Source organism: Streptomyces sp. NPDC005805, assembly GCF_040630445.1.
In the GTDB taxonomy this organism is placed as follows: domain Bacteria; phylum Actinomycetota; class Actinomycetes; order Streptomycetales; family Streptomycetaceae; genus Streptomyces.
The window spans coordinates 40,419-52,371 of record NZ_JBEXXN010000014.1 but is presented as its reverse complement, the minus strand read 5'-3'; the positions used below and the strand labels follow the sequence as shown (position 1 = coordinate 52,371).

General features: G+C 74.8%; 11 protein-coding genes and 1 pseudogene. 3 read left to right on the top strand and 9 right to left on the bottom strand.

Translation table 11 applies throughout. The features are described from left to right. Positions 1-38 precede the first annotated feature (38 nt). Positions 39-392 carry an STAS domain-containing protein gene (locus ABZ457_RS10790; RefSeq protein ID WP_003967428.1) on the bottom strand — a complete coding sequence of 118 codons (354 nt, stop codon included), beginning with the start codon at positions 390-392 and terminating at the stop codon, positions 39-41. Positions 393-471: 79 nt separating this feature from the next. On the opposite strand from ABZ457_RS10790, the gene ABZ457_RS10785 reads away from it, so the two are divergent. Continuing rightward, on the top strand, positions 472-3,060 hold the full coding sequence (locus tag ABZ457_RS10785) for a DEAD/DEAH box helicase (RefSeq protein WP_359156202.1): 2,589 nt from the start codon (positions 472-474) through the stop codon (positions 3,058-3,060). Positions 3,061-3,095: 35 nt separating this feature from the next. On the opposite strand, the pseudogene ABZ457_RS10780 reads toward ABZ457_RS10785, so the two are convergent. The 7 genes and pseudogenes from ABZ457_RS10780 to ssd all read right to left on the bottom strand — a co-directional run. After that, positions 3,096-3,452: pseudogene (locus ABZ457_RS10780) on the bottom strand (Rv3654c family TadE-like protein); the annotation flags it as partial. Beyond that, positions 3,449-3,988 (bottom strand): TadE family type IV pilus minor pilin, encoded by a 540-nt coding sequence (locus tag ABZ457_RS10775; protein ID WP_359156200.1) that lies wholly within the window; start codon positions 3,986-3,988, stop codon positions 3,449-3,451. The pseudogene ABZ457_RS10780 and the gene ABZ457_RS10775, both read right to left, overlap by 4 nt. Then, positions 3,975-4,232 (bottom strand): DUF4244 domain-containing protein, encoded by a 258-nt coding sequence (locus ABZ457_RS10770; protein WP_359156198.1) that lies wholly within the window; start codon positions 4,230-4,232, stop codon positions 3,975-3,977. Before ABZ457_RS10770 ends, ABZ457_RS10775 begins: the two co-directional genes overlap by 14 nt. 95 nt (positions 4,233-4,327) lie before the next feature. Continuing rightward, the gene (locus ABZ457_RS10765) at positions 4,328-5,134 is read right to left on the bottom strand and encodes a type II secretion system F family protein (protein WP_359156196.1); all 807 of its coding nucleotides are present in this window, start codon (positions 5,132-5,134) and stop codon (positions 4,328-4,330) included. Further along, positions 5,131-5,967 (bottom strand): type II secretion system F family protein, encoded by an 837-nt coding sequence (locus ABZ457_RS10760; RefSeq protein ID WP_359156305.1) that lies wholly within the window; start codon positions 5,965-5,967, stop codon positions 5,131-5,133. Before ABZ457_RS10760 ends, ABZ457_RS10765 begins: the two co-directional genes overlap by 4 nt. A gap of 14 nt (positions 5,968-5,981) precedes the next feature. Then, complete coding sequence (locus ABZ457_RS10755; protein ID WP_359156194.1) at positions 5,982-7,130, bottom strand: TadA family conjugal transfer-associated ATPase; 1,149 nt, start codon at positions 7,128-7,130, stop codon at positions 5,982-5,984. Beyond that, a complete protein-coding gene (gene ssd / locus ABZ457_RS10750; RefSeq protein WP_359156192.1) occupies positions 7,127-8,230 on the bottom strand; it encodes a septum site-determining protein Ssd in 1,104 nt (367 codons plus the stop codon). The genes ABZ457_RS10755 and ssd overlap by 4 nt, the downstream gene beginning before the upstream one ends. Before the next feature lie 475 nt (positions 8,231-8,705). Between ssd and ABZ457_RS10745 the strand changes: the two genes are divergently transcribed. After that, positions 8,706-9,563 carry an HAD-IB family hydrolase gene (locus tag ABZ457_RS10745; protein ID WP_359156190.1) on the top strand — a complete coding sequence of 286 codons (858 nt, stop codon included), beginning with the start codon at positions 8,706-8,708 and terminating at the stop codon, positions 9,561-9,563. Between the two features lie 422 nt (positions 9,564-9,985). Here ABZ457_RS10745 and ABZ457_RS10740 read toward each other — a convergent pair whose 3' ends face one another. Continuing rightward, entirely contained in the window at positions 9,986-10,816 is an 831-nt protein-coding gene (locus ABZ457_RS10740) for an oxidoreductase (RefSeq protein ID WP_359156188.1), read from the bottom strand. Between the two features lie 101 nt (positions 10,817-10,917). Between ABZ457_RS10740 and ABZ457_RS10735 the strand changes: the two genes are divergently transcribed. Then, the gene (locus ABZ457_RS10735) at positions 10,918-11,904 is read left to right on the top strand and encodes an ATP-binding protein (RefSeq protein WP_359156186.1); all 987 of its coding nucleotides are present in this window, start codon (positions 10,918-10,920) and stop codon (positions 11,902-11,904) included. Positions 11,905-11,953 lie beyond the last annotated feature (49 nt).

Here is an 11,953-nt window from a genome sequence, read left to right as displayed (position 1 = left end):
CCGGTGCCCCTCCTGCTTCCGGCAGTCCCGGCCGACCGTCAGTCGGTGGCCGCGACGGCCTCGTCGACCGTGGTGTGGATGGGGAACACCTTGGTCAGGCCCGTGATCCGGAAAATCTTGAGAATGCGCTCCTGGTTGCAGACCAGGCGCAGCGAGCCCTCGTGGGCCCGCACACGCTTGAGACCGCCGACGAGCACACCGAGGCCGGTGGAGTCGAGGAAATCCACGCCCTCCATGTCGACAACCAGGTGGTAGCTGCCGTCGTTCACCAACTCGACCAACTGCTCGCGCAGCTTGGGCGCGGTATAGACATCAATCTCGCCACCGACCTCGACGACCGTACGGTCGCCACCAGGGCCGGACACATTGCGAGTCGACAGGGACAGGTCCACGGATCCTCCAGCACCTTGCTATCGAGCGGCCGCCCCCTGAGGTCTCCCCGACGGAGCCGGAGGACGGTCGCCAGCCGCGATGGCATTCAATCACTTACCAGCAGCCATGCACGACGCCTTGGGACCATTGTCCGTCACGCCAGTGACACACTCGGTGCCGATGGCCAAGAATCAGCGTCCCAGTCGACCTCCCGGGAGCGGGGAAAACCGCCCCTCCCCCGGCGAGGTCCTCGACCGGCTCACCGCAGGGGCGAACCGGGCCGCGCGCATCACTCATACGGAGCACCTGCCCCCGAGGCCGGGCCGGCATGCCGTCTGGCCCGACCGGATCCGCGCCGATGTGATCGCGGCCGTCCAGCAGGCCGGCGTGGAGCACCCCTGGACCCACCAGGCCGAGGCCGCCGAGCACGCCCTCGACGGGGAATCCGTGGTCATCGCGACCGGCACGGCCTCCGGCAAGTCCCTCGCGTACCTCACCCCGGTCCTCAGCGCCCTTCTGGACGGCGCTGAGGCCCCGAACGGCCGGGGGACCACGGCCCTGTACCTGGCGCCCACCAAGGCGCTCGCGGCCGACCAGCGCCGGGCCGTCCGGGAACTCGCGGTCCCGCTGGGCAACCGCGTCCGCCCGGCGGTCTACGACGGCGACACCCCCGTCGAGGAACGCGAGTGGGTGCGCCAGTACGCCAACTACGTCCTGACCAACCCGGACATGCTCCACCGCGGGATACTCCCCGCCCACCCCCGCTGGTCCTCCTTCCTGCGCTCACTGCGCTACGTGGTCATCGACGAATGCCACACCTACCGGGGCGTGTTCGGCTCCCATGTGGCCCAGGTACTGCGCCGCCTGCGCCGGCTCTGCGCCCGCTACGGGGCCGATCCCGTCTTCCTCCTCGCCTCCGCCACCGCCGCCGAACCGGCGGTGGCGGCCCGGCGCCTGACCGGCCTGCCGGTCCGGGAGGTCTCCGACGACGCCTCCCCGCGCGGCGAACTGGTCTTCGCCCTGTGGGAGCCGCCCCTGACCGAGCTCCACGGGGAACGCGGCGCCCCCGTGCGGCGCACCGCGACCGCCGAGACGGCCGATCTGCTCACCGACCTGACGGTCCAGGGCGTGCGCAGCGTGGCCTTCGTGCGCTCCCGGCGCGGCGCGGAGCTGATCTCCGTGATCGCCAAGGAGCGCCTCGCCGAGGTCGACCGGTCCCTCCCCCGGCGCGTCGCCTCCTACCGGGGCGGCTACCTCCCCGAGGAGCGCCGCGCCCTGGAGCGGGCCCTGCACTCCGGCGAACTCCTCGGGCTCGCCGCCACCACCGCCCTGGAACTGGGGGTGGACGTCGCCGGGCTCGACGCCGTCGTGATCGCCGGCTACCCGGGGACCCGCGCCTCCCTGTGGCAGCAGGCCGGGCGCGCCGGACGGTCCGGACAGGGGGCCCTCGCGGTCCTGGTCGCCCGGGACGACCCGCTGGACACCTTCCTGGTGCACCATCCGGAGGCGCTGTTCCGGCGGCCGGTGGAGTCCACCGTGCTCGACCCGGACAATCCCTACGTCCTCGCGCCCCACCTCTGCGCGGCCGCCGCCGAGCTGCCCCTCACCGAGGCCGACCTGGAGCTGTTCGGGCCCGCGACGGCCGAGCTGATGCCCCAGCTGGAGAGCGCGCGGCTGCTGCGCCGCCGGACCTCGGGCTGGCACTGGACGCGCCGCGAGCGGGCCTGCGACCTGACCGACATCCGGGGCGGCGGGGGCCGGCCGGTCCAGATCGTGGAGGCGGCCACCGGACGCCTCCTCGGCACGGTCGACGAGGAAGCGGCCCACGCCTCCGTGCACGACGGCGCCGTCCACCTCCACCAGGGCCGCACCTACCTGGTGAAGAACCTCGACCTGGAGGACTCGGTCGCCCTCGTGGAGGAGGCGAACCCCCCGTACTCGACCACCGCCCGGGACACGACCGCCGTCTCCGTCCTGGAGACGGACGTCGAGATTCCGTGGGGCGACGGGCGGCTGTGCTACGGATCGGTGGAGGTCACCAACCAGGTCGTCTCCTTTCTGCGCCGCCGGCTGGTCACCGGTGAGGTGCTCGGCGAGTCGAAACTCGATCTGCCGCCCCGCACCCTGCGGACGCGGGCCGTGTGGTGGACGGTCACCGAGGACCAGCTCGACGCGGCCCGGATCGGTCCGGAGCAGCTCGGGGGCGCCCTGCACGCCGCCGAGCACGCCTCGATCGGCATGCTGCCGCTCTTCGCGACCTGCGACCGCTGGGACATCGGCGGTGTCGCCGTGCCCCTGCACCCGGACACCCTGCTGCCGACCGTCTTCGTGTACGACGGCCATCCGGGCGGCGCCGGGTTCGCCGAACGCGCCTTCCGCACCGCGCGGGAGTGGCTGGCCGCGACCCGGGAGGCCATCGCCTCCTGCGAGTGCGAGGCGGGCTGCCCGTCCTGCATCCAGTCCCCCAAGTGCGGCAACGGGAACGACCCCCTGCACAAGCGGGGTGCCGTCCGGCTGCTCACCGAGCTCCTGCACGGCGCCCCGGAGGACCCGGCCGTGCCGGACGGCCCGGACGGCCCGGACGCCTTGGCGGGCCAGAACGCCGGGGACGAGCCGGGGACTTCGGCCCGGTCGCCCGCCTGCGGCGAGCCGGGGGTGACCGACGGCCCGCCGCCCCGGGACGGCTGAGCGGGCGGCTCCGCGCCCCCGGGAACCGGTCCGGCAGGACCGGCCCGCGCCTGGCCGCGCGGCGCGTACGGGCCGAACCGGACCTGCGCCGTCACCTCGGCGATCTCGCCCGTCACCACGCACCGGACCACCTCGGCCCCCTGCGCCCGGGCGACCTTCCCCGCGAACCCGCAGGCCGCCTCCGCCCCGCCGAGGGCGCGGTCGGCGGCGGCGAGGGCCGCGAGGTCGGCGGCGGCCGCGGCCCGGTGGCGTGCGACGACCGCCTGCCCCAGGGCGAGGACGACGGCGAACACCGCGCAGAGCACGGTGGTCACGGCCGCCACCCATACGGTGGCGGACCCCCGGTCGGCACCCGGGCCCGCGCCGCGCCGGCTCAGGGCGCGGCCCCTCATGTCCCCACCCCCGCCGCGCCGTTGCCGGTATCCCGCCCCGGGAGCGCCTCGCCACCGCCGGGCCCGCGACGCGCCTCCGCCCCGCCAGGGACCGGCCCGGCCCCCGGAACAGCTCCGGGCGGCGCAGGCCCAGGCACCGGCCCGTCCCCGCCCACCACGTCCTCCGCCGCGGCCGCCGCCCCCGAGCGCAGGGTCAGCCCCAGCCCGCCCGGCCCGGGGGCCGCCGCCTCGACCCGGACCCGCCAGAGGTCCCCGTCCCGCTCCACCGCGACCCGGGCCCCGGACGGCGCGGCCGCGCGGGCGACCGAGACCGCGACCGGGACGGGCTCCGACCTGGCGGCCGCCCGAGCCCCGGCCCGCGCCGCGTCCACGCATTGGATCTGCGCCGCAGCGGCCATGAGCCCCCAGACGAGCGCCGCGGCGAAGACCACCAGCGCCGGCAGGGCCACCGCCGCCTCCGCCGTCACGGACCCCCGGTCTCGGACACCGCGCGGCCGCCGGGTCGGGGCCGGAGCCCTGGCCTCAGAACTGTCCATCGAGGGCCTTCTTGATGACGGACTCCAGAGCCTTGGACACCGCCCCACTGGTGACCACCTTGTAGAGCACGGCCGCGAACGCACACGCGGCGATGGTCCCCATGGCGTACTCGGAGGTGGTCATACCGCCGTCCCCGCGAAGCCTCGACGCGAGCCCGCCCACCGCCCGCGCCCAGGCACCGCGCAGGCCGCCGCCCGGCCCGCCCCTGCCCCGGCCTGCCGCGCGCCGGATCGTCTCCCGCATGTGCGACCTCATGTACGACCCCATGTGCAACCTCCTGATGTGAAAAGCCGTTGATGAACTGCTGCTGATGAGTGAGATGACTGGGAGGAACGGCGTCAGCCGGCCCGGAGCAGGCCGCCGACGAGACCGATCACGACCGGTGCCACTCCGATGGCGAGGAAGGCGGGCAGGAAGCAGAGCCCCACCGGCGCCGTGATCTGCACCTGGGCACGGCGTCCGCGCGCGGTCGTCGCACGGGCGCGCTCCGCTCTGAGCCGGTCGGCGAGCCGTGCCATCGGCTCCGCCATCGGCACCCCGGTGGAGTCCGCGCGCTCCAGACAGCGTGCGAGGGCGTCCGCGCCCACCGAGCGGCCGAACCATTCCCAGGCGTCCACCGGTTCGCGCCCGAGCCGCAGATGGGCCGCGACCGCCGCCAGGCGCCCCCCGACCGGGCCGCCGAGCGACTGTCCCACCGCCTCGGCGGCCTCACGCGGACCCGCGCCCGCAGTGATGCACGCCGCCAGCAGGTCTGCTGCCAGCGGCAGTTGACGCGCGGCCACGGCCGGGTCGACAGGCGCACCGACCTCCCCGTCGCCCCCACGGCGCCCCGCCCCGGCCCGCTGCCGGCGCCGCACCCCGTACCGGACGCCGAGCCCCGCGACCACCCCCACCAGCGCCCCCGCCGGGCCGCCGACGAGCACATAGCAGGCCGCCAGGGCACCGAGGGGCGCGGCGGCCTCCCGCAGCCGATGGCGCAACACGGCCCGCGCACGGCGCTGTTGGCGCTCGACGGACAGCAGGGCCTCGATCCGTCTCCGCCCCGCCCGCGCCCGCCGGTGCGCCGAGACCAGGGCGACCAGGGCTCCGGCGGCGGCGAGCCCGGAGAGCACCGCCCCCAGCCGGTGCAGGGTGTCGGCCGTCATGACGCCTCCCCCGCGCGGACGATCCGCCCCGCCCACAGCAGCCCGGCCGCCTCCAACAGGCCCCCGGCGACCAGGCAGGCGTACCCGGCCGGGGTGTGGAAGAGCACCCGCAGCGGATCCGCGCCGAGCGCCCAGCCCATGGCGAGCCCGGCGGCCGGAAGCAGCGCGAGAAGCACGACGGTGGACTGCGCTCCGGCCAACTGCGCTCTCAGCTCCTCCCGTTGTTCCCGCTCCGCCCGCAGGGCCGCCTCCAGCCGGTCCAGTCCGGCGGCGAGCCCGGCGCCGCTGTCCACGGCCACCTGCCAGCAGGCCGCCATACCGGCCAGTCCCTCGGCCCCGTCCTGCCGGGACGCGTCCCGCAGGGCCTCGGGCACGTCCCCGCCGAACCGCGCCGCCGCCAAGACCGCCGGTTCCGCGTCCCCGAGCGCCCCCGTGCTCCGCGCTCCCGTCCGCAGGGCCTGCCCCGGCTGGAGCCCCGCACGCAGCTCCCCCGCGACGGCCCCGCACAGGGCGACCACGGCCTCGGCCCGGCGGTCCCGCTCCTGCCTCCGGGCCCCGCTGCCCAGCTTCCGACGCACCAGCGGCACGGCCAGGGCGCCCAGCACGGCGGGCACCACGGACGCGGCCAGCACCGCCAGCAGAAGCCCCGCGGGCACGCACAGCCACTCCCGGTGGCGGCGGACGGCGTCCGGCACTCCGGTCCACGACCACCTCGGCGGCCAGTCGGCGGCCGGACCCCCGGCGAGCAGCAGCCTCGCCCGCCGCCGCCCCTGGTGCTCCCGGCCGGCCAGCAGCCAGGCCGCGGCTCCCGCGCAGACGGCCGCCGCGCACATCGCCTCCGCGGTCCTCACAGCCGCTCCCCGGTCAGTTCGCACAGCTGCCGCCAGCCCGCCTCCCGGGTGAACGCCCCGGGCCCCCACCGCAGGGCCGGCACCGTGACGACCAGCCCGGCGGGATCGCGCTCCAGCACATGGATCTCCGCGACGCGCCGCTGCCCGGCCGGGCTCCGCACCAGGTGGACCACGACGGCCAGAGCCGCCGCCAACTGGCTGTGCAGAGCCGCCCGGTCGAGCCCGGCCGTGGTGCCCAGGGCCTCCAGCCGCGCGGGCACATGCGCCGCCGCGTTGGCGTGGACCGTGCCGCAGCCCCCTTCGTGACCCGTGTTCAGGGCGGCCAGAAGATCGGCGACCTCGTGTCCTCGCACCTCCCCGACCACCAGCCGGTCGGGGCGCATCCGCAGTGCCTGCCGGACGAGGTCCCGCAGGGTCACCTGGCCCGCGCCCTCCTGGTTGGGCGGCCGGGATTCGAGCCGCACGACATGGGGGTGGTCGGGCCGCAGCTCCGCCGAGTCCTCGGCGAGCACGATCCGTTCCCGGCCGCCGACGAGACCGAGGAGGCTGCTCAGCAGCGTGGTCTTCCCCGTGCCGGTGCCCCCGCTGATCAGGAACGACAGCCGTGCCCTCATCAGCGCCGCGAGGACCCGGTCGCCACCCGGCGGCACCGTGCCCGCCGCGACCAGCTCCTCCAGGGAGAAGGCCCGGTGCCGGGCCACCCGCAGGGAGAGGCAGGTCGACTCCACGGCGACCGGCGGGAGGACGGCGTGCATCCGGGTGCCGCCGGGCAGCCGCGCGTCGACCCACGGCCGGGCGTCGTCCAGGCGGCGCCCCGCGACGGCGGCCAGCCGCTGGGCGAGCCGGCGCACGGCGGCCGCGTCCGCGAAGGTGACATCGGTCAGCTCCAGACCGATGCCCCGGTCCACCCAGACCCGGTCGGGCGCGGACACCAGCACATCGGTGACGGACGAGTCGGCGAACAGGGGTTCCAGCGGGCCCGTGCCCACCAGTTCGCCGCGCAGTCGGGCCGTGCCGCCCAGGACCTCGGCGTCCCCCAGAAGCCGCCCCTGGGCGCGCAGTGCGGCGGCCACCCGGGCCGGGGTGGGCTCGGCCCCGCTCTCCGCCAGCTTCTGGCGGACCGCGTCCAGCAGCCCGGTGCTCATGACCCGGCCTCCGCGGGAAGGGCCTGCTCCCAGAAGGCGCCGCAGAATCTGGCCAGTGGCCCCCGGCCGCCCGCGCCCGGCGGTGAGCCGTCGTCCCGCGCGGACGGCAGGCCCGGGTCCACCGGGAGTTCGCCGGCGAGCGGCAGCCCCAGGGCTCCGGCCACCCAGCGGTCGTCCAGCCCCGGCGCGTACGGCCCCCGGGCGACGACCCGCAGATCGGCCAGGACCATGCCCACCGCCGACGCCACCCGGTTCGCCGCGGCGACGGCCCGCAGCTCGCCCGGCACCACCAGCAGCCCCACGTCCATCTGGGCCAGCGCCTCGGCCACCCCCTCGTCCACCCGGCGCGGGAGGTCCACGACGACCACCCCGCCCCTGCGACGCGCGGCGGCCAGCACCGAGCGCATCGCCTCCGGCGGGACGACCACGGAATCGCCGCGATCCCAGCTCAGCACCCGCAGGGAGTGCAGCCGGGGCAGCGACTCCTCCAGCGCTCCGCCCGCCACTCGCCCCTTGGAGGCGGCGAAATCAGGCCATCGGCGGCCCTCCGCGTGCTCCCCGCCGAGGAGCACGTCCAGCCCGCCGCCGAGCGGGTCCGCGTCGACGAGCATGGTGCGCCGGCCCGCCCTGGCCGCGGTGACCGCGAGGGCGCAGGCCAGCGTCGACGCGCCCGCCCCGCCGCGCCCGCCGATCACCCCGACGGTCAGCGCCGGACGCCCCACCCCCTCGACCACGTCCGCCAGCCGGTCGACCAGCCAGGTCTCGGCCTCGGGCAGGCACAGCACGCTGTCCGCGCCGATCTCCACGGCGCGCCGCCATACATCGGGATCGTCCTGGTCCCGGCCGACGAGCAGGACGCCGCTGCGCCGGGCGGCCCCGCGGCAGCGGTCGGCCGCGTCCCCGCCGACGAGGATCAGCGGCGCGCCCTCCCAGACGCCCCGCCGCTCGGGCACGCCGTGGTGAACCTCCGGCTCCGCTCCGGCCGCCGCGCACAGGCGCAGCAGGTCGTCCAGCAGATCGGTGTCCTCGGTGACGATCAGCGGTCCGTCCCGGCGTGCTTCACCGGTGTGCGGTCGCTGCGATGCGATGGATCCGGCCACGGTCCCACCCCTCTCCGTGCGCGTCCGCATGGCGACGGAACGCGCGTTTTCCTCCGGCCCGCGAAGTTCGCGGCTGGAATCACGGTGGAGCGCACCGGAAAATCGTGTGGATCTTGCTGAAAAACTGTGGACAACCTGCCGCCTGTGAATATCCCGGTAGCTCATACCGGTGAGCGGCGATTCCTCCCGCAGCGCAGCACGACAACTACACAGAGTGACAAATCCGGGGCAGGGCCTTCCGCTGCCGGAACGGCGGCCGCGAGGGCGGCAGATGTGCGATCGAACGGGCGACTGGACCCAAAACCCACCCGGACATGCGACGACCCCCGCCGGGGGGGAGAGCGGGGGTCGTCTTTCCGGCCGACTCGGGGGGGGAGGAGCCGGGCCGGGTTAGCACGGTCGCGAACGATCCGTGACTTCCATGGTGTACCCGAGAGCCTTCTCAGGCAAACCCACGCGCCCTAGCGTACGCCGAATGGCGGGCGCATATGCTCTGCGCGTGGAAAACCACTCGTTGCCGCGCACCGCCGCCTTCTTTGACCTGGACAAGACGGTCATTGCGAAGTCCTCGACGCTGACCTTCGGCAAGTCCTTCTACCAGGGCGGGCTGATCAACCGGCGCGCCGCGCTGCGCACCGCCTACACGCAGTTCGTCTTCCTGGCCGGCGGCGCGGACCACGACCAGATGGAGCGGATGCGCGAGTACCTGTCCGCGCTCTGCAAGGGCTGGAACGTGCAGCAGGTGAAGGAGATCGTCGCGGAGACCCTGCACGACCTCATCGACCCGATCATCTACGACGAGGCGGCCTCGCTGATCGAGGAGCACCACACCGCCGGCCGGGACGTGGTCATCGTCTCGACCTCCGGCGCCGAGGTCGTGGAGCCGATCGGCGAACTGCTGGGCGCGGACCGGGTGGTGGCCACCCGCATGGTGGTCGGCGACGACGGCTGCTTCACCGGCGAGATCGCCTACTACGCCTACGGCCCGACCAAGGCGGAGGCGGTCCGCGAGCTGGCCGAGTCGGAGGGGTACGACCTGTCGCGGTGCTACGCGTACAGCGATTCGGCGACCGACATCCCGATGCTCGCCGCGGTCGGCCACCCGCACGCGGTCAACCCGGACCGGGCCCTGCGGCGGGAGGCGGCGCAGCGCGACTGGCCGGTCCTCGTCTTCAACCGCCCGGTGCGGCTCAAGCAGCGGCTGCCCGCCCTGTCGATGCCGCCCCGGCCCGCGCTGGTGGCCGCGGCGGCCGTCGGGGCGGCGGCCGCGACGGCCGGGCTCGTCTGGTACGCCAGCCGCCGCCGCGGGGCGGCACGCGCGGCGGCGGTCTGAGCCCGGCGCGCCGCGGCCGGCCACGGACCGGGTCCGGGTGCCACGGCCGCGCACGGCCCGGCGCCCCACCACTCCGGGCCATGGCCGGTTTTCACCCCGTTTGAACCTGAAAGTAAAGATCTGCGGGCAGGGGTTTCGCATCGCAGCACGCAGGAGTACAAAGGATTCAACGGCCCGCGAGACCGAGGACATCCGAAAGGATCACCTTTAACACGCACAAAGGCCCCACGGACCGATGCATGGAAGCCGAGCACCCACGCGACGTCGACCCGTCGATTACGGGCCAGCCGCACCAGGTGACGGGCAAAGAACCCGACCTGATGGGCGTATACACGAGGACGCTTGGTAACTGGGTGGACATGCCAGCGGCGGTACCACAAGGTACCGCCGCATCTCTGTGCCCGTGCGCATCCGCACAGGCTTCAGGCGGCGCCCCGCTGGAGCGCCTCGCAGACCGCGGTCGACTCCCGCACCCCCAGCTCCACGGCCCGCCCGCAGTGGGCGATCCACGCGACCATCCCCTGCGGCGTCCCGGAGAGATAGCCCTCGAAGGCGGCGAGATACGCCGCGCGCCCCTGCTCCGCGTGCCCGACCTCGGCCGGGCAGATCGACTTGGGGTCGAGTCCGCTGCCGATCAGGACGATGCGCTCGGCGGTCCGGGCGATGAGCCCGTTGTGCGAGGTGAACGGCCGCAGGGCGAGCAGTTCCCCGTGCACGACCGCTGCGAAGACCAGGGCGGGCGCCGAACTGCCGGTGACGATCAGCTCCGCGAGCCCGTCCAGGCGTCCGGCGGCCTCGGCCGCGTCGGGCAGGGCCGCCTCGACGAGGGGTTCGTCGACCTGCTCACCGGCGAGCCGCGGGCGCCCCACCGTGGTGTCGTCCGCGCCCCCGCTCGCCGCCACCAGGTGCAGCCGGGCCAGGACCCGCAGCGGGGACTGCCGCCAGATCGAGAGCAGTTGACCGGCCTCGGCGGTCAGCCGCAGGGCGGCGCCGACGGTGCGCGCCTCGGGTTCACCGCCGAAGTCGGTGCGCCGGCGCACCTCTTCGAGGGCCCAGTCCGCCCCGGAGAGGGCGGCGGAGCCACGGGCTCCGCGCAGCGCCGCCTCGGAGGTGATCTCATTGCTGCGCCGGCGCATGACCCGGTGCCCGTAGACCCGGTCCACGGCCTTGCGGACGGAGTCCACGGAGTCCGTGACACCCGGGAGCGCGCCGAGAGCGGCGAGCGGATCGGTCGACGAGGCGTTCGTACTCATAACCAGCGAGGCTACGCGCCCGCGCCCGGGACCCCACCTTGGAGTGGTCTTCTTCACGCACTTGACAACCATGTGCAGCTATGCGGCTACCCTAGGTGAACATGAAGATCGCTTTCGTAGGGAAGGGCGGCAGCGGGAAGACGACCCTGTCGTCGCTCTTCATCCGCCACCTCGCGTCCGAGTCGGCCCCGGTCATCGCCGTGGACGCCGACATCAACCAGCACCTCGGCGCCGCACTCGGTCTGGACGAGGCGGCGGCCGCCGCGCTGCCCGCCATGGGGGCCCGGCTTCCGCTGATCAAGGACTATCTGCGGGGGACCAACCCCCGGATCACCTCGGCCGAGACCATGATCAAGACGACTCCGCCCGGCCACGGGTCCCGGCTGCTGCGGGTCCAGGAGGAGAACCCGGTCTACGAGGCGTGCGCCCGCCCGGTCGCCCTGGACGACGGCGGGATCCGGCTGATGGCGACCGGCCCGTTCACCGAGTCCGACCTCGGGGTCGCCTGCTACCACTCCAAGGTCGGGGCGGTGGAGCTGTGCCTCAACCACCTGGTCGACGGCCCCGGCGAGTACGTCGTGGTCGACATGACGGCCGGCTCGGACTCCTTCGCCTCCGGGATGTTCACCCGCTTCGACATGACCTTCCTGGTGGCCGAGCCCACACGCAAGGGGGTGTCCGTCTACCGCCAGTACAAGGAGTACGCGCGGGACTTCGGCGTGGCCCTGCGGGTCGTCGGCAACAAGGTGCAGGGCCCCGAGGACGTGGACTTCCTGCGCGAGGAGGTGGGCGACGACCTCCTGGTGACCGTCGGCCACTCGGACTGGGTCCGCGCCATGGAGAAGGGCCGGCCGCCGCACTTCGACCGCCTGGAGACGGGGAACCGCGAGGCGCTGCGGGCCCTGAGGTCCGCGGCCGACGGGACGTACGAGCGGCGGGACCCCGAGCGCTACACCCGGCAGATGGTCCACTTCCATCTGCGGAACGCGGAGAGCTGGGGGAACGCGAAGACGGGGGCGGACCTGGCAGCCCAGGTCGACCCCTCCTTCGTGCTCGGCGAGCACGCGGCCGTGCCGCAGCCGGGCTGACCACACGGCTGGGTGGTCACGGCGTCGCCGTGACCACCCCGCGTGCGGA